The sequence below is a fragment of the Kitasatospora sp. NPDC058965 genome, from assembly GCF_042741245.1.
Classification (GTDB): Bacteria; Actinomycetota; Actinomycetes; order Streptomycetales; family Streptomycetaceae; genus Kitasatospora.
On sequence record NZ_JBHYKG010000198.1, the window covers coordinates 1 to 15,741 of the forward strand.

General features: G+C 75.1%; 18 protein-coding genes. 4 read left to right on the top strand and 14 right to left on the bottom strand.

The features are described from left to right. A partial coding sequence (locus tag ACFW1A_RS27220; RefSeq protein WP_380412994.1) for an alcohol dehydrogenase catalytic domain-containing protein occupies positions 1-325 on the bottom strand: 325 nt, incomplete at its 3' end. 96 nt (positions 326-421) lie between these two features. Here ACFW1A_RS27220 and ACFW1A_RS27225 point away from each other — a divergent pair. The 3 genes from ACFW1A_RS27225 to ACFW1A_RS27235 are packed head-to-tail and all read left to right on the top strand — an operon-like array spanning position 422 to position 3,083. Continuing rightward, positions 422-1,420 carry a DEDDh family exonuclease gene (locus ACFW1A_RS27225; protein WP_380412996.1) on the top strand — a complete coding sequence of 333 codons (999 nt, stop codon included), beginning with the start codon at positions 422-424 and terminating at the stop codon, positions 1,418-1,420. A gap of 31 nt (positions 1,421-1,451) precedes the next feature. Beyond that, a complete protein-coding gene (locus tag ACFW1A_RS27230; RefSeq protein ID WP_380412998.1) occupies positions 1,452-2,261 on the top strand; it encodes an SURF1 family protein in 810 nt (269 codons plus the stop codon). 60 nt (positions 2,262-2,321) lie between these two features. Continuing rightward, entirely contained in the window at positions 2,322-3,083 is a 762-nt protein-coding gene (locus ACFW1A_RS27235; RefSeq protein WP_380413000.1) for an SDR family oxidoreductase, read from the top strand. Positions 3,084-3,109: 26 nt separating this feature from the next. Here the strand turns inward: ACFW1A_RS27235 and ACFW1A_RS27240 are convergent, their stop codons facing one another. The 9 genes from ACFW1A_RS27240 to ACFW1A_RS27280 all read right to left on the bottom strand — a co-directional run bounded on the left by ACFW1A_RS27240 (position 3,110) and on the right by ACFW1A_RS27280 (position 10,234). Then, entirely contained in the window at positions 3,110-3,754 is a 645-nt protein-coding gene (locus ACFW1A_RS27240; RefSeq protein ID WP_380413002.1) for an alkaline shock response membrane anchor protein AmaP, read from the bottom strand. Positions 3,755-3,826: 72 nt separating this feature from the next. Further along, positions 3,827-4,420 (bottom strand): DUF6286 domain-containing protein, encoded by a 594-nt coding sequence (locus tag ACFW1A_RS27245; protein WP_380413004.1) that lies wholly within the window; start codon positions 4,418-4,420, stop codon positions 3,827-3,829. Further along, on the bottom strand, positions 4,413-4,775 hold the full coding sequence (locus ACFW1A_RS27250; protein WP_380413006.1) for a hypothetical protein: 363 nt from the start codon (positions 4,773-4,775) through the stop codon (positions 4,413-4,415). Before ACFW1A_RS27250 ends, ACFW1A_RS27245 begins: the two co-directional genes overlap by 8 nt. Positions 4,776-4,809: 34 nt before the next feature. Next, on the bottom strand, positions 4,810-5,001 hold the full coding sequence (locus tag ACFW1A_RS27255) for a hypothetical protein (RefSeq protein ID WP_380413008.1): 192 nt from the start codon (positions 4,999-5,001) through the stop codon (positions 4,810-4,812). Between the two features lie 27 nt (positions 5,002-5,028). Then, positions 5,029-5,523, bottom strand: coding sequence for an Asp23/Gls24 family envelope stress response protein (locus ACFW1A_RS27260; protein WP_380413010.1), 495 nt, complete (start codon positions 5,521-5,523; stop codon positions 5,029-5,031). 300 nt (positions 5,524-5,823) lie between these two features. After that, positions 5,824-6,633 carry an enoyl-CoA hydratase/isomerase family protein gene (locus ACFW1A_RS27265; protein ID WP_380413012.1) on the bottom strand — a complete coding sequence of 270 codons (810 nt, stop codon included), beginning with the start codon at positions 6,631-6,633 and terminating at the stop codon, positions 5,824-5,826. 295 nt (positions 6,634-6,928) lie between these two features. Further along, positions 6,929-7,162 carry a helix-turn-helix domain-containing protein gene (locus ACFW1A_RS27270; RefSeq protein ID WP_035843861.1) on the bottom strand — a complete coding sequence of 78 codons (234 nt, stop codon included), beginning with the start codon at positions 7,160-7,162 and terminating at the stop codon, positions 6,929-6,931. Between the two features lie 402 nt (positions 7,163-7,564). Next, the gene (locus tag ACFW1A_RS27275) at positions 7,565-9,163 is read right to left on the bottom strand and encodes an ABC-F family ATP-binding cassette domain-containing protein (protein WP_380413015.1); all 1,599 of its coding nucleotides are present in this window, start codon (positions 9,161-9,163) and stop codon (positions 7,565-7,567) included. Between the two features lie 144 nt (positions 9,164-9,307). Next, positions 9,308-10,234, bottom strand: coding sequence for a hypothetical protein (locus tag ACFW1A_RS27280; protein WP_380413017.1), 927 nt, complete (start codon positions 10,232-10,234; stop codon positions 9,308-9,310). Positions 10,235-10,517: 283 nt separating this feature from the next. On the opposite strand from ACFW1A_RS27280, the gene ACFW1A_RS27285 reads away from it, so the two are divergent. Further along, positions 10,518-11,780: a glycosyl hydrolase gene (locus tag ACFW1A_RS27285; protein WP_380413019.1), complete on the top strand. Its 1,263-nt coding sequence runs from the start codon at positions 10,518-10,520 to the stop codon at positions 11,778-11,780. A 7-nt stretch (positions 11,781-11,787) separates the two neighbouring features. On the opposite strand, the gene ACFW1A_RS27290 is transcribed toward ACFW1A_RS27285, so the two are convergent. The 4 genes from ACFW1A_RS27290 to ACFW1A_RS27305 all read right to left on the bottom strand — a co-directional run bounded on the left by ACFW1A_RS27290 (position 11,788) and on the right by ACFW1A_RS27305 (position 15,736). Next, the gene (locus tag ACFW1A_RS27290; protein WP_380413021.1) at positions 11,788-12,954 is read right to left on the bottom strand and encodes a GNAT family N-acetyltransferase; all 1,167 of its coding nucleotides are present in this window, start codon (positions 12,952-12,954) and stop codon (positions 11,788-11,790) included. Continuing rightward, the gene (locus tag ACFW1A_RS27295; RefSeq protein WP_380413023.1) at positions 12,951-13,646 is read right to left on the bottom strand and encodes a lipopolysaccharide biosynthesis protein; all 696 of its coding nucleotides are present in this window, start codon (positions 13,644-13,646) and stop codon (positions 12,951-12,953) included. Before ACFW1A_RS27295 ends, ACFW1A_RS27290 begins: the two co-directional genes overlap by 4 nt. Positions 13,647-13,796: 150 nt before the next feature. Continuing rightward, positions 13,797-14,942 (bottom strand): glycosyltransferase, encoded by a 1,146-nt coding sequence (locus ACFW1A_RS27300; protein ID WP_380413025.1) that lies wholly within the window; start codon positions 14,940-14,942, stop codon positions 13,797-13,799. Beyond that, entirely contained in the window at positions 14,939-15,736 is a 798-nt protein-coding gene (locus tag ACFW1A_RS27305) for a polysaccharide deacetylase family protein (protein WP_380413027.1), read from the bottom strand. Before ACFW1A_RS27305 ends, ACFW1A_RS27300 begins: the two co-directional genes overlap by 4 nt. Between the last annotated feature and the right edge of the window lie 5 nt (positions 15,737-15,741).

The window sequence follows — 15,741 nt, forward strand, 5'->3', positions numbered from 1 at the left end:
AGAACCCGCCGTGCGGGCAGGAGGTCTGCAGGCCCTCGCGGCAGAACTCGCAGACGCCGTCCGACCACACGAACGGGGCCACCACGAAGTCGCCCACCTTGACGTCGGCCACCTCGGCACCGACCGCCTCGACGAAGCCGAGGAACTCGTGCCCGATCCGCTGCCCGGGCTCGCGACTGGCCACCCCGCGGTAGGCCCACAGGTCGCTGCCGCAGATGCAGGAGTTCACCACCCGCACCACGGCATCGGTCGGCCGCTGCACCACCGGGTCGGGCACCTCCTCGATCCGGATGTCCTGAGGTCCGTGGATCACGGTGGCGCGCATGTGCATTCCTTCGTTCTGTATGACTAACGGGTCCCGCGTGCCCCCTTGGTCACTCTATGCCTGCGCCGCCGGTCGCTCCCCTTAAGCTGGTGCACCATGCATGCGCTCCAGCCCTCCTCCGGCCCGCTCCCCTCGCAGCGCACCGGTGCGCCCGCGGCCGACGCCCGCCCGGGCTACGCGGTGGTCGACGTGGAGACCACGGGCCTGGGCCGCACCGACCGGGTGATCTCGGCCGGTGTCTACCGCCTGGACGAGGCGGGCGAGGTGGTGGACCACTGGTACACCCTGGTCAACCCGCTGCGTGATCCCGGCCCGGTCTGGATCCACGGGCTCACCACCGCGATGCTGGCCGACGCGCCGACCTTCCCGGAGATCGCCGGGGAGTTCGCCGAGCGGCTGCGCGGGCGGGTGATGGTGGCGCACAACGCGCTCTTCGACTGGAACATGATCTCCCGTGAGTTCTCCCGCGCCGGGCTGCGCGCGCCGGTGGAGCAGCGGCTGTGCACCATGGTGCTCTCCCGCGACCTCGGGCTGCCGCTGCCGAACGGCAAGCTGGCCACCCTGGCCCAGTACTTCGGGGTGCAGCAGCGGCACGCGCACAACGCGCTGGACGACGCCCGGGTGCTGGCCGAGGCCTTCCGGCCCAGCCTGCAGCTGGCCCTCAGCGGCGGCGTCCCGCTGCCGCTGACCACCTGCGTGGCGGTCACCGACCTGGGCGAGGACGCGGCCGGCGCCCCGGCCGCGCCGGCCTCGGGAGGGTCCTGGGGCTCCTCCTACCGGCCCGCCCGCAAGCGGCCCGCCTGCCCCTACCCCAATCCGGGCCGGTGGCAGCAGGACGGCCCGCTGGTCCAGGGCATGCGGGTGGCGATCACCGGGGACACCGCGACCGACCGGGAGCTGCTGGAGGACCGGGCGATCGCGGCCGGCCTGCACATCGCCTCCTCTGTGAGCCGGCTCACCAGCCTGCTGGTCACCAACGAGCCCGGCAGCTGGAGCGGGAAGGCCCGCAAGGCGCGGGAGGTGGGCACGCCGGTGATCGGCGAGGACGCCTTCCTGCAGCTGCTCTCGGACGTGGCTCCGCACCCCGGTGGCTGAGCCCGCGGGATCGGGGCGTAGCGTGCCGGGTGTGTACCGTTTTCTGCTCTCCTGGCGCTGGGCGATCACCACGCTGATCGCCCTGTTGCTGATCCCGGCCTGCATCAAGCTCGGGTTCTGGCAGCTGCACCGGCACGAGGCGCGGGTCGCCCGCAACAACCTGATCGGCCAGAGCCTGAAGGCCGCGCCGGTCGCCTTCGACTCGCTCTCCACCGGCCCGGGCTTCGCCGTCCCCACGGACCTCACCTGGCGGACGGTCACCGCGACCGGCGAGTACGACACCGCGCACGAGATCGTCATCCGCCGGCGCACCGCGGCGGACGGCAGCACGATCGGCTTCTTCGTCGTCACCCCGCTGCGGCTGGCCGACGGCCGCGGCGAGGTGCTGGTCAACCGCGGCTGGGTGGACTCGGGCCCGGACGCGCTCCAGTACCCCCCGGTGCCGGCCGCGCCGAGCGGGCAGGTGACGGTGACCGGGCGGCTGCGGGCCGACGAGACGCACGCCTCCAGCGGCATCCCGGACCGCGGCGGGCTGCCGGACCGGCAGTTCATGCTGATCAACAGCGAGCAGCAGGCCAAGGCGGACGGCACCGCGGTGCTCGGCGGCTACCTGGAGCTGGCGAGCTCGGTCCCGTCCCCCGCCGCCGCGCCGCAGGCCCTCCCCGAGCCGGAGCACTCGGACATCGGCCCGCACATGGCCTACGCCATCCAGTGGTGGCTGTTCGCCGCCCTGGTCCCGGTCGGCCTGCTGATCATGATCCGCCGCGAGGCCCGCGACCGCCGGGCCGGCGCGGCGGTGGCGGCGCTCGCCGCCGAACCGGTGGCCGAACCGGTCCCGTAGCCACCGCCCCGCGGCCCGCCCGGCCCGCCCGGCCCGCGGTCGTGCGGCAGGATGGGCGGCATGGATCTTGGATTGCAGGACAGGGTGTACGTGGTCACCGGCGCCAGCCGGGGCCTGGGCCTGGCGGCCGCGCGGGAGCTGGTGGCCGACGGCGCCAGGGTGGTGCTGACGGGCCGTCAGCAGGACCGGCTGGACGCGGCCGCCGCCGAGCTCGGCGGCCCCGACCGCGCCGTGGGGCTGGTCGCGGACAACGGTGACGAGGCCGCCGCCGAGCGGGCGGTCGCCACCGCCGTCGAACGGTTCGGCCGGTTCGACGGGATCCTGATCAGCGTGGGCGGCCCGGCCGCCGGTCCGGTGCTGACCACCGGGGACGACACCTGGCGCGGCGCCTTCGAGACCGTCTTCCTGGGGGCCCTGCGGCTGGCCCGGGCCGCGGCCGGCCGACTGGCGGAGGGCGGGGTGATCGCCTTCGTGCTCTCCAGCTCGGTGCGCGAGCCGATCGCCGGGCTCGGCGTCTCCAACGGACTGCGACCCGGGCTGGGCATGGCCGCCAAGTCGCTCGCCAACGAGCTGGGTCCGCGCGGCATCCGGGTGCTCGGCCTGCTCCCGGCCCGGATCGACACCGACCGGGTCCGCGAGCTCGACTCGCTCGCCGCCGACCCCGCCGCGGCCCGCGCCGAGGCGAGCGCGCGCATCCCGCTGGGCCGCTACGGCACCCCCGAGGAGTTCGGCCGGGTCGCCGCCTTCGCCCTCTCGCCCGCCGCCTCGTACCTCACCGGCCTGATGATCCCGGTCGACGGCGGCGCCATGCACGGTCTCTGACACCCCGTCCCGCGGATCCGCGGGGACTACTGCACGCGCGGGGTGCGGCGGTGGCGGCGGGCCGCGCGAACCGGTTGCGGCGCCGGGGTGGGCGACACCTGGAGGCGCAGGTCCAGCGGGAGCGGGTCCGGCAGGCCCAGGGCCTGCCCCGCGGCGGCGTGCGGCCCGGAGGTGAAGTCGGTCACGGTGCCCGCCGGGTCCGACCCGGGCTCCAGCAGCAGGACCGCCCGCAGCGTCGGCGCCCGCCGCCCCGCCAGCGCCACCCGGGCCGCCGTCACCCGGGGCAGCCGCACCGCCGCCTCCTGCACCGCCGCGGCCAGCGCCGCCGAGCGCACCCGCAGCTGCAGGCCGGGGGGCTGCGGGTCGGCCCGGTCCAGCTCCGGCGGGACCGGGCGCCGCAGCTGCGCGCTCAACCACCAGAGCACCAGCAGCGCCACCACCGCCAGGCCGCCCACCACCGCCGGCCACCACCAGCCCTGGTCCCGCCACCTGGTCCGTTCGGCCGTGCTCAGCACCGGCCCGTCCGCCGAGGTCAGCGGCCACCCGGACGGCGGCTCGACCCCCAGCCGCCGGTACAGGTGCAGTCCGCCGGCCAGGACCAACAGCGCCCCGCCCAGCAGCACCACCCCGACCAGTCCGAGCACCAGCCGGTTGACGGTGGATCGGCTCACCTCGTCCCAACCTTTCCCACGGATCGTCAGTGCATCGGCCGGAGCGTCGGCGCGCCGGCGGCGGCCTCGGCGTCAGTGCATCGGTGGGCGGTGCCGGGCCGCCCGCCCGCGCACCCGCAGCTCCGGTTCCCGGACCAGCCCCACCCGGGCCAGCTCCGCGGCGGCCTCCTGCCGCACCTGCGCCAGGTCGGCGCTGCCGAACACGGTGACCCGGGCCCGCCGCCTCCCCACCCGCACCCGGGCGGCCGCCACCATCGGCAGCTCCGCCACCCGGGTGTCCAGCAGTGCCGCCACGCCGACCCGGTCGACCACCGCCCCCGGCGCCCCGCGCAGCGGCAGCCAGCGCCGCTCCCCGGAGGCACAGGCCAGCACCAGCAGCCAGCCGCCCAGCAGCGCGACCAGCACCGCACCCGCCACCACCCACCCCGAGCCCACCGGCCGGGTGGCCAGCTCGTGCGCGACCCGGCTGCGCCAGCTGCCGGCCCGGTGCCCGCTCCACGAGGCCGCCGCGTCGTACAGCAGCAGCCCCGTCCCGGCCAGCAGCAGCACCCCGACCACCAGGGCGGGCCGCACCCGCTCCGACCGCGGCCCGCGCACCCGCACCACCGGCGTGGGCGTCGGCGTCGGGGCCGGCGTCGGCGTCGGCGTCGGCGTCGGCTCAGTCATCCGGCTGACCCACCTTCAGCCGCTCCACCACCACGACCACGTCCTGCGCCGGGATCCCGGTCAGCGCACCCACCCGGTCCGCCACCGCCGCCCGCACCAGTCCGGCCTGGCCCGCCAGGTCCGAGCCGAAGTCCAGCGCCACCCCGACCCGCACCCGGGCCGTCCCGCCGGCCACCTCCACCGAGACCCGCGGCGCGTCCTCCGGGCCGGCCGCCAGCGCCTGGCGCGCCGCGAGCCAGGCGATCCGGACCAGCACCCGGTCCGCGATCCGCAGCCGTCCGCGCCGGACCGGCGGGGTCTGCCGTCCGGTGTCCGGTCCCCATCCGCCGACTCGGCGCAGCTCCCCCGCCGTCATCGCGTCCCGCCCGCCGCCGGGCCGCCGCCGGGCATCAGCGGCGCCGGTCGCGGCTGCGCAGCAGGTCGCCCAGGTCGCCCAGGTCCAGGTCGCCCTCCAGCAACCGGCCGACCACGAAGCCGACCGCGCCGAGCACCGCCACCAGCAGGAAGGCGGCGAACCCGCCGAAGTAGCCGGCGAAGCCGAGGGCCATGCCGGCCACCAGGCCGACCAGGGCGAGATTCATCGAGGACTCCCTAGCGCTGCGGAAGGGCTACTGGACCCGGGACCGCCGCCCGGTGGAGGCGGGCTCCTCGCCCTCCTCCTCATCCGGTTCGTCGGGCAGGTGGACGTCGTTGACCGCGATGTTCACCTCGACCACTTCGAGCCCGGTCATCCGCTCGACGGCGGCGATGATGTTGCGCCGCACGGCCGCCGCGAGCTCGGGGATCACCACGCCGTACTCGACCACCAGGGCGATGTCGATCGCGGTCTGCCGCTCGCCCACCTCGGCCTTGATCCCCCGGGAGACGCTGGACCGGCCGCCCGGCACCCGGTCGCGCATCGCGCCGAAGGTGCGTGCCAGCCCTGAGCCGAGCGCGTGGATCCCGGGCACCTCGCGGGCGGCCATCCCGGCGATCTTCTCCACCACGCCGTCCGCCAGCGCGGTGCGGCCGCGGTCCTCCCCCGAGTCGGCGGCCGGCACGGCTGTGACGTGGTGCGGCGCGGCGGCGTGGGGCAGGTCGGACGGTTTGGGCGTGTCGGGCATGGGAGTGCCTCCAGGGGTACGGGTCCAGCTATACCGCAAACTGCCCCAACTCTGACATTCCGCCACGAAACCCGCTCCCGGAACGGCGGCACCCCGGAGCCACACCACCGGGGCCTCGGAGCCGGCTCCCACCACCCGACAACAAAAAAGCGAGGCCCGGCTCTCTCCCCCAGCCTCCGGCCGGGAGGTACCCCCACCCTCGGAGCCGACCCCGCCACCCCGACAACAAAAAAGCGAGGCCCGGCTCTCCCCCCTCGGAGCCGGGCCTCGCTGATCAAGCGGCGGGTCGGGAAGGGACCGTCAGTCCCCGATCCCCGCCAGGTCCCGCAGCCGGCGCGCCTGGGCGGCGCGCTCGGCGGCGCGCTGCTCCTCGTGGTCGCGCCCGCCGGCGCCCTGCAGCAGCGCCTTGGTCTCGATCACCGCGTTGCGCGGCGCCGCCAGCAGCTCGGCGGCCAGCGCCCGGGCGGCGGCCTCCAGTTCCTCGCCCGGGACCACCCGGTTGGCCAGCCCGGTGGCGGCCGCCTCGGCGGCGCCGATCCACCGGCCGGTGGCGCACATCTCCAGCGCGCGGGCGTAGCCGACCAGGTCGGTCAGCGGCTTGGTGCCGGTCAGGTCGGGGACCAGGCCGAGCGAGGTCTCCTTCATCGAGAACTGCACGTCCTCCGCGCAGACCCGCAGGTCGCAGGCGAGCGCCAACTGGAACCCGGCGCCCACCGCGTGGCCCTGCACCGCGGCGACGGTGACCAGGTCGGGCCGCCGCCACCAGGTGAAGCCCTCCTGGTAGCCGGCGATCGCGGCGTCCAGCTCCTGGTCCGGGGCGGCCGCCAGGGCGAGGAAGTTCGGCTCGCCGGGAATCCCCTCGGGGGTGAACATCGCGCGGTCCAGGCCGGCCGAGAAGGAGACGCCGTCGGCCTTCAGCAGCACCACCCGCACGGTGCCGGGCAGCTCGCGCCCGACCGCGGCCAGGGCGCGCCACATCGCGGGGCTCTGCGCGTTGCGCCGCTTGGGACTGCAGAGCGTGACCACCGCCAGCTCCCCCTCCAGCTCCACCCGGATGCCGGCGGCCTCCAGTGCGGCCGGGTCGGCAAGGGTCGGGACGGGCGCGGTCATGGCCACCTCCGGCGGATTCCGGGCAGGCTCCACTCGCTGCCCGCGGTTCTACCGGAGAGTAACTTATTGCCGGGGAGTTGGGTACCACCGGCGGCGGGGCCGACTGTGCCGCGGACACGACGATCGGCGGCCATGGCGGGCGCCTCCCGGCCGCACGGCCGAGGGAGGGGCGCCGATCACGGTCGCCGATGCGTCGATCGATCTGCCTGACAGTGCGTCAGATGGTGCGCCGAGTACTGCGGACGAACCGCGCCCACTGCTCCGGAGCGGGGTCGGACCTCGGCTTGACGACCCGTCAGGATCCCGCTGCTGCCGCAGCCTTGGCCTTCCCGCGCGTGGCGCCACCACGACCCCGGAGGTTCACCCCGGACTCGCTCAACATGCGGTGCACGAAGCCGTAGGAGCGGCCGGTCTCCTCCGCGAGCGCGCGGATGCTCGCCCCGGAGTCGTACTTCTTCTTCAGTTCGGCCGCGAGCTTCTCACGCGCGGCACCAGTCACCCGGCTGCCCTTTTTCAGAGTCTCGGCCACCCGTGCCTCCTCGTAGCTTTGCTCGGTCAGATTCCCATGATCACCCATCCCCCGGCTCCTGGCCACCCATTCGACAAGGGTTGTCGGACGAAAGGAGCGGTGCCGAGTGGTACCGCCTGCGCAGCGGGGCGCTCACCCTGGGTGCGCACGCCCCCGGGCAGGACGGCTGCGGAGCGTGAAACAGCTGATCAGCAGGGTCGGCCACCGGCCGCGACCAGGTGGGGAAGTTAAAACGGAATCCGGCGCCCCGGCATTCCCGGATCCGTCCGGCTGATGAGAGATCATCGGCCGGATGCAGGAGCACGTGTCTACGGAACGGCGCCGCCCGCGACCGGCGGACCGGGCGCGGGCGACGTCACTGCGTGCGGGGGGGCTGGGCGGTCGGCGCACGACCGGCCGGGGTCAGGCCAGGGAGACCAGGTCGTGGTAGGCCGGGGTCCACAGGTCCTCGACGCCGTCCGGCAGCAGGATGATCCGCTCCGGCTCCAGCGCGTCGACCGCGCCCTCGTCGTGGGTGACCAGCACCACCGCGCCGGTGAAGGTGCGCAGCGCGCCGAGGATCTCCTCGCGGCTGGCCGGGTCCAGGTTGTTGGTCGGCTCGTCGAGCAGCAGCACGTTGGCCGAGGAGACCACCAGCGAGGCCAGCGCGAGCCGGGTCTTCTCACCGCCGGAGAGCACCCCGGCCGGCTTGTCGACGTCGTCGCCGGAGAACAGGAAGGAGCCGAGGATCTTGCGGATCTGCACCAGGTCGGTGTCCGGCGCGGAGGACCGCATGTTCTCCAGCACCGTGCGCTCGGGGTCGAGCGTCTCGTGCTCCTGGGCGTAGTAGCCGATCTTCAGGCCGTGACCCGGGATCACCTCGCCGGTGTCCGGCTGCTCGACGCCGGCCAGCATCCGCAGCAGGGTGGTCTTGCCGGCACCGTTCAGGCCGAGCACCACGACCCGGGAACCGCGGTCGATCGCCAGGTCGACGTCGGTGAAGATCTCCAGCGAGCCGTAGGACTTGGAGAGCCCACTGGCCGTCAGCGGGGTCTTGCCGCACGGGGCCGGGTCCGGGAAGCGCAGCTTGGCCACCTTGTCACCGGCCCGCACCTCCTCCAGGCCGGAGAGCAGCTTCTCGGCGCGGCGGGCCATGTTCTGCGCGGCCACCGTCTTGGTCGCCTTGGCGCGCATCTTGTCGGCCTGCGCGTTCAGCGTGGCGGCCTTCTTCTCGGCGTTCGCCCGCTCGCGCTTGCGGCGCTTCTCGTCGTCCTCGCGCTGCTGCTGGTACTGCTTCCAGCCCATGTTGTAGACGTCGATGCAGGAGCGGTTGGCGTCCAGGTAGAAGACCTTGTTGACCACCGTCTCGACCAGGTCGACGTCGTGCGAGATGACGATGAAGCCGCCCTTGTAGGTCTTCAGGAAGTCCCGCAGCCAGCTGATCGAGTCGGCGTCGAGGTGGTTGGTGGGCTCGTCCAGCAGCAGGATGTCGGCGTCCGAGAAGAGGATCCGGGCCAGCTCGACCCGGCGGCGCTGACCGCCCGAGAGGGTGTGCAGCTCCTGGCCGAGGATCCGGTCCGGCAGGCCCAGCGCGGCCGCGATGGTGGCGGCCTCGGCCTCGGCCGCGTAGCCGCCCTTGGTGAGGAACTCGGTCTCCAGCCGGGCGTACTTCTTCATCGCGTTGTCGCGGGTGGCGCCCTTGCCGTTGGCCATCCGCTCCTCGTTCTCGCGCATCTTCTTCAGCACGGTGTCCAGGCCGCGCGCGGAGAGGATCCGGTCGCGGGCCAGCACGTCGAGGTCGCCGGTGCGCGGGTCCTGCGGGAGGTAGCCGACCTCGCCGGAGCGGGTCACGGTGCCGCCGGCCGGCAGGCCCTCGCCGGCCAGCACCTTGGTCAGGGTGGTCTTGCCGGCACCGTTGCGGCCGACCAGGCCGATCCGGTCGCCGGGGGCGATCCGGAAGCTGGCGGACTCGATGAGGATGCGGGCGCCGGCGCGCAGTTCGAGGGCGTTGGCGGAAATCATGGCTGGTCGGTACTCCTGGGGCGGGACGCGGCGGTGGACAGGGCGAGCTGGCGGTTCGCCGCGCTAATGCAGAAGGGAAGCAGCCATGCGGACGAGTCTACCGGGCGCCCGGAGGGTGCCCGGAGGAAATACCGGCCCCGGGACTCAGCCCGCGCCCGGCACCGGGCAGCCGGTCTGCGGGTGCAGCGCCGCGAACGGGGCGGCCGGGTTCTGGCACGGGGTCTCCGGGGCGCCCAGGTCGGTGTCGAAGACGGTGGAGCCGACCAGCGGGCCGTCGTCGATCCGCACCCGGTGCCCGTCGAGCCGCTTGAGCTGCACCTTGGGGCCGGCATTGAGCACGTAGCCGTGCCCGTCCAGCCGGAACCCGGTGATGCCGCCCGGCAGCGCGCGCCCGGCGCTGGTGGTGCCGGTGCAGGCGCGCGGCAGCATCACGGTGGAGTCGGTGGCGACGGCGCGCGCCGGGTCGTAGAGGCAGCCGCCCGCCGGGCGGGAGTTGAATCTGAGATCCCCGTCACGGTCCCGGAAGCCCATGGTCAGGCCGGGTGTGACGGCCAGCACCCAGGGCTCGGGGGCGGTCACGGCCTGCACCGCGCTGGCGGCCCGCTCCAGCTGGAGCTGCTTGCGCTGGGCGTCGGTGCGCCGGTCGTCGCCCGGCTCGCCGGTGCCGCGCAGCCAGTCGGCCAGCCCGGGCACCGCGCGGTGCCAGCGCACCTCGTGGTCGGTGATCTGGACCGAGGTGATCATGCCGTCGTCCCAGACCACCACCGCGCTCTGGGCCAGCACCGAGACGTGCAGGGCGGTGGCCCCGTCCCGCCGGTAGGACCAGAGCAGCGAGCCGTCGGCCGGGTCGTAGGCCTCCAGGCCCGGGCCCACCCGGAAGTCCGGGGTCACCGGGTCGGCGGCCTGCGCGCCGACCGGGCTGGCGCCGGCGTTGCCGGGCGCCGAGACCTGGTCGCCGAACGGCACCGGGCGGTTGGCGTGTGCGGCGGCGCCCACGCCGAGGACCAGCAGCACCGCCGCGGCGGGCAGCGCGGAGCGGGGGGTCAGAGTTCGAAGCGGCTTCCAGGACACCTCGGGAGGGTACCTGGCCGAGGGTCCGGCGTCAGCATGACGGGGCCGGTCGTCCAGCGTGCGGACTGATTACCGGACAATCGGCGGGGGCCGGACGGCCGAGCCGGACGAGTGTGCACCGCCGGGTCGGCGGCTGACGATCGATCAGAATCCCGACCGCGTCCCGTCGGATTCGACCAGGCTCGCGACAATTGTCCACTTTAGAGTGACATTCGGCTTTTCTGACGGCGGCTCGGATTACTCTCGGTCCGGACGCGCACACGGCGAGCTCGGAGGAGACACGATGCGACTGGGCCGCCTGACCCTGGCCGCCGCCGCCCTGGTGCTGCTCACCACCGCCGGCCTGGAGAGCGGCGGCGGTCCGCTGACCACGGCCGACCGCGGGCCGGCCGCCACCGCGCCGCCCAGCCCCGCGCCGCGCTCCGCCGCGCCCCGGCCCGCCACCCGGATGGCCAGCCACGAGGTCCCGTTCGGCGCCTTCGTCGGCTCCTGGGACAACTACATCCCGCAGATCGCCCGGATGGAGAACTGGCTCGGCAACGCCAACATGCAGGTCGGCCACACCTACCTGGCCGGAAACAGCTGGGCCGACGTCGAGGGCGAGACCAAGGTGCTCGCCCTGTGGTCGCAGTGGCGGCTGGCCGACCGCAACCGGACCCTGGTGCTCAACGTGCCGATGGTGGTGCCCAACGAGGGCGACCTGCCGGACGACCAGGTGGCCCGGCTGCTCGGCCAGGGCGCCCAGGGCGCCTTCGACCAGCACTTCCTCCGGCTCGCCCGCAAGCTGGTCGCGCTCGGCGGCGCCGACACCGTGCTGGTGCCCGGCTGGGAGATGAACGGCATCACCTACAGCAGCCGCTGCAAGCCCGACCCGGCCGCCTGGAAGGCCTACTGGCGCCGGATCGTCGGGGTGATGCGCTCGGTGCCCGGCCAGCGGTTCAGGTTCGACTTCACCCCGAACCGCGGGCTGGACGCGATCGCCTGGACCAAGTGCTACCCGGGCGACGACGTGGTGGACATCATCGGCACCGACAGCTACGACCAGCCGGCCGGCGCCACCTTCGACGACTTCGTCCTCGAGCCGTACGGCCTGGAGGACCAGGTGGAGTTCGCCGCCCGCCGCGGCAAGCCGGTCTCCTACCCGGAGTGGGGCCTGTTCCACAACGGCGACAACCCGGAGTTCGTCCGCCGGATGGTCGACTGGATGCGCACCCACGACACCGCCTACCAGACACTGACCGACTACTGCCCGCACGGCATGTGGGAGTGCCACGACAACCCCCGCGCCAGCCAGGCCTACCAGCAGCTGATGAACGGCTCCCAGGGTGCCGCCCCGGTCTCCCCCGGGCGGCCGCAGACCCCGGGCCGACCGCGGCCGAGCGCCTCCCCCGGCCCGTCGGCCACCCCCTCGACCGCGCCCGAGCCGCCGTCCGCCGCGCCCTCGGCCACCCCGTCGGCCCCGCCGCGCCCGGGCTGGCCGGTGTTCCCCGGCTTCCCGTCCGGCTTCCCGCAGCTGCCCGGCTTCCCGGCGCTGCGGGAGGAGTGATCCGCCGTCAGCGACCGAGCAGGGCCCGCAGCCGGCGGGCCGGCTCGCGCAGCCGCGGCGCCAGCGCGGCGCGCGACCGCACCACGGCCAGCCGCAGGCTCAGGCCCCCCGCGAAGTGGCGCGGGCCCAGCAGCAGCCGGTGGTTGCGCTCCCGCTCGGGGCGCCAGCGCTGCTTGTACGGCTCCTCGCCGCGCATCAGGCTCAGCTCCGGGATGCCGGCTCCCACCGCCACCTCCAGCGAGGTGCCGAAGAGCAGACCCGCGATGTCGATCCGCTCCCGGAGCCTCGGGTGCGCGCCGTACAGGTACAGCCCGGCGAAGGACGGGCAGAGCAGCAGCAGGTCCACGGCCAGCAGCTCCTCCTCCAGGTAGTAGCGGTAGACCACCGCCTGGCCGAGCCGGGCCAGGCCCGCGGTGGACTCCGCCAGGTGCTGCCCGAACCGCGCGCTGACGTGCTCCGGGGTGACCGTGCGGCTCTCCCACTGCAGCGCGTGCAGCTGCAGCAGCTCGCCCATCGCCGCGGCGCTCTCCTCCACCGGCACCCGCCGGGCCGCCACCCCCGCCTCCAGCAGCTTGCGCTGCTTGGCCCGGCTGCGCTGCGCGGTGCGCCCGGGCAGCCGGCCCAGCAGCTCGTCCATCGGCACGGCGGGCAGGTGCTGGCAGACCGAGTCCAGCAGCTGGTGGCGGCGGCCGGTCCAGGCCGCGTACACCAGGTGAGCGGCCGAGCCGGGGCGCACCTCGTGCAGTTCCAGCAACTGCCAGGGACGGTGCAGCGGCAGCGCGGCGGCCAGCTGCGCGGCGGCCTGCTCGGCGCACTCCCGGTCGAGGAGCACCTCGGTGAAGTCGATCAGCCCGCCGCCCAGTCCGGTCAGCCGCCCGCCCCGGTGCGCCGTCAGCGCCGCGGCCCCGACCAGCTGCCCGTCCCGGCGCACCAGCACCACCCGGAGCCGGCCCGGACGGCCGTAGGCGCGCCACCAGGAGGCCTGCCAGGCCGCGGACTGGAACGGGGTCGCGGTGGGGCAGCGGTCCGCCAGGTCCTGCCACTCGGCGGCCAGGGTGACCAGTGCGTCGTCCTCGGTGCGGACCTCGCTGGTCCACACGGGGCCCGGTGCGCCCCGGCCGGCCCGGGCCGGCGGGACCTGGGCGGTGGCGCGTTCGGGGTGGACGGCGCTCACTTCTTGCTCCCGGCCGGCTCCCTGGTGGCCCCGGTCGACTCGGGCGCGGGGTCGGACTCGGCGGCGGCCGGCTCCGCGCTGGGCTGCGGGACGGTCACCTGGGCCACCCCCGGGAGCTCCGCACCGCGCTCCGCGGCGGGCCTGCGCCGGACCATCATCCCCAGTGCCCCGACCAGCACCCCGGCCGCGGCGCCCACCGCCACGTCGAGCTTCCCGCTCGGCGTGCTCGGCCGGTCCGGCTCGGCGGCGGCCGCCAGCGGGACCAGCTTGACCCCGGTCTCCTTCGAGCTGGTGTTGCCGAAGGTGATCAGCGCCTTGGCCACCGCGTCGGCGGACTTCACCGCGTCGCCCGGGTGCTGCCCGGTGCCGTCGATCTCGATCACCGGCGCGTCCGGCGAGGTGGTCCCGTGCACCAGGGAGGCGAGCTCGGCCCCGCTGCGCCCGGCGTCGGCCGCGGCCAGCGCCAGCACCTGCGGCTGCCCGGCCAGCCGGCCGTACGCCTGGGCGAAGTTGACCGCCACCCCCGGCTCGGTGCTGTTCTCCGGGACCACCACCACGTAGGAGTTGGCCGCGTAGGACGGCGGCGTCGCCACCGCGTAGCCGGCCCCGGCCGCCGCGCCCAGCGGCACGGCCACCGCCAGCGGCCACCAACGCCCGGCCGCGGACCGGACCTTCTTCAGTGGAGCGGTCATCTCATACCTCCGATGCGTCCCCCGGTCGGTGCCGGGGAGGACTCAGACTTCCTGCGGACGCACATCCGCAGCGTGATGGCGGGGTGCCGCCCGCCGGTGGCCGGCCGGGCCCCGCGGCGCCCGGCCCGCGGGGCCCGGAGTCCTCCGGCGTCAGCGGGCGGACGGGGCCGGCTCAGCTCGCCCTCCCGACTGCCCGGGCCCCCGGCCCTGCCCCAACGCCCGGTAGAGCTCGCCCAGTCGGGCCGCGGTGCGGACGATGTCGTAGTGCGCCACCGCGGCCGGGCTCGGGAGCACCGCGGCCGCCGGTCGGGTGGCCAGGTCGAACACGGCCTCGCGGTACGCACCGGCCACCGAGGGCAGCTTGCGGGCGCCGGGCGCCGCCTCGGGCGGCAGCTCCTCCAGCGCCGGGCAGCCGCTGTGCAGGATCGGCAGCCCGGCCGCCAGCCCCTCCAGCACCGCGAGCCCGAAGGTCTCCTCCACCGAGGGCGCGGCCAGCACGTCCATCGCGGTCAACAGGGCCGGCACGTCACCGCGTTCGCCGGTGAAGACGGCCCGCCCGCCGGCCGTCCGGGCCAGCCGATCCCGCTCCGGGCCGTCCCCGACCACCAGCAGCCGGACCTTCGGGGAGAGCTCGCGCAGCGCCTCGACCAGCACCTCGAACCGCTTGCCCGGGACCAGCCGGCCGACCGCACCGACCACGAAGTCATCGGCAGCGATGCCGAGTTCGGACCGGACCCGGCCGCGCTGCAGGTCGCGCGGACGGCCGGGCGGGGTGAACCGGTGCGCCTCGATGCCGTTCGGCAGCACGGCCACCCGCTGCTCGGGCACCCCCCAGTCGGCCAGCGTGCCGGCCACCTGCCGGGAGACCGCCACCGTGGTGCTGCCGAGCCGCTCGGCCACCAGGTAGAGCGACTTCACCCCGGCGCCGACCGTGCGGCCCTCGATCGTGCCGGCGTGCAGCGAGTGCTCGGTGGCCAGCACCACCCGCACCCCGGCCAGCCGCGCCGCCAACCGGCCGTACAGGCCCGCCCGGTAGAGGTGGGTGTGGACGACGTCGTAGCGTCCGCGCCGGATCAGCCGGGTGAGCCGGGGCAGCACCGCCAGGTCCCGGTTGCCGCGCATGCCCAGCTCGTGCACCCGCACACCGTCGGCCCGCAGTGCGGCCGCCACGCTGCCGGGGTTGGTCAGCGTGGCCACCTCGCAGGCGATGCCGGGCGGCAGGTGCCGGATCGTCAGCAGCAGCTGCTGCTCGGCGCCGCCCGCGGCCAGCCCGGTGATGACGTGCAGCACCCTCATCGCGCCGACCCCCGCCGCCGCAGCTCGGTCATCACGTCGCGCAGGCCGTGCCGGCCGCGCTTGGCCCGCAGCCGCCAGGCCCCGTCCCGGTCGCCGACGTAGCAGCGCGGCAGCGCGAACCGCCCGACCAGCACCGAGTGCTGGATCGCCACCGCGTAGTCGTAGCCGGCCGCGGCCACCGCCCGGGCGGCCGGCTCGTCCACCGCGCCGTACGGGTAGCAGAAGCCGGCCACCCGGCCGCCGACCAGCTCCTCCAGGGCCGCCCGGCTGTCCCGCACCTCGGCCCGCAGCTGCTCGGCCGACACCCCGGGCAGCGCCGTGTGGGTCAGTCCGTGCGAGCCGATCTCCCAGCCGGTGCGGGCGAGTTCGCGGACCTGACGGTCAGTCAGCAGCGCTTTGCGCGGCCCCTCCACGTCCCAGCCGTTGTCCTCGCCGAGCCGGTCGGCCACCACGTAGGCGGTCGCGGTGAAGCCGTAGCCGGCCAGCACCGGGACGGCATGCCGGGCGAAGTCGGCGTAGCCGTCGTCGAAGGTCAGGCCGACCAGCCGCTCGCGCCGCCCGGCCGCCCGGGCCGCGAGCAGCTCGCGGACACTGACCCCGCGCCAGCCGCGGGCCGCCAGCCAGCGCATCTGGGCGGCGAACCGCTCGGGACTGACGGTGAGTTGGTACGGGTCCTCGTCCTCGTCGGCCACCGAGTGGTACATCAGGATCCACGGCGCGCCGTAACGGCGCCCCGGCTCGGGCCAGCCCTGGCGGGGCAGCAGCTGCGGGCGGCCGGTGAGTTCAGCGACCATCGGTC

What these genes read in the sequence shown, in the direction of transcription:
- ACFW1A_RS27225 (WP_380412996.1), top strand. Translation starts at nt 422, where the DNA reads ATGCATGCGCTCCAGCCCTCCTCCGGCCCGCTCCCCTCGCAGCGCACC.
- ACFW1A_RS27235 (WP_380413000.1), top strand. Translation starts at nt 2,322, where the DNA reads ATGGATCTTGGATTGCAGGACAGGGTGTACGTGGTCACCGGCGCCAGC.
- ACFW1A_RS27245 (WP_380413004.1), bottom strand. Translation starts at nt 4,420, where the DNA reads ATGACTGAGCCGACGCCGACGCCGACGCCGACGCCGGCCCCGACGCCG.
- ACFW1A_RS27250 (WP_380413006.1), bottom strand. Translation starts at nt 4,775, where the DNA reads ATGACGGCGGGGGAGCTGCGCCGAGTCGGCGGATGGGGACCGGACACC.
- ACFW1A_RS27255 (WP_380413008.1), bottom strand. Translation starts at nt 5,001, where the DNA reads ATGAATCTCGCCCTGGTCGGCCTGGTGGCCGGCATGGCCCTCGGCTTC.
- ACFW1A_RS27260 (WP_380413010.1), bottom strand. Translation starts at nt 5,523, where the DNA reads ATGCCCGACACGCCCAAACCGTCCGACCTGCCCCACGCCGCCGCGCCG.
- ACFW1A_RS27265 (WP_380413012.1), bottom strand. Translation starts at nt 6,633, where the DNA reads ATGACCGCGCCCGTCCCGACCCTTGCCGACCCGGCCGCACTGGAGGCC.
- ACFW1A_RS27275 (WP_380413015.1), bottom strand. Translation starts at nt 9,163, where the DNA reads ATGATTTCCGCCAACGCCCTCGAACTGCGCGCCGGCGCCCGCATCCTC.
- ACFW1A_RS27285 (WP_380413019.1), top strand. Translation starts at nt 10,518, where the DNA reads ATGCGACTGGGCCGCCTGACCCTGGCCGCCGCCGCCCTGGTGCTGCTC.
- ACFW1A_RS27295 (WP_380413023.1), bottom strand. Translation starts at nt 13,646, where the DNA reads ATGACCGCTCCACTGAAGAAGGTCCGGTCCGCGGCCGGGCGTTGGTGG.
- ACFW1A_RS27300 (WP_380413025.1), bottom strand. Translation starts at nt 14,942, where the DNA reads ATGAGGGTGCTGCACGTCATCACCGGGCTGGCCGCGGGCGGCGCCGAG.
- ACFW1A_RS27305 (WP_380413027.1), bottom strand. Translation starts at nt 15,736, where the DNA reads ATGGTCGCTGAACTCACCGGCCGCCCGCAGCTGCTGCCCCGCCAGGGC.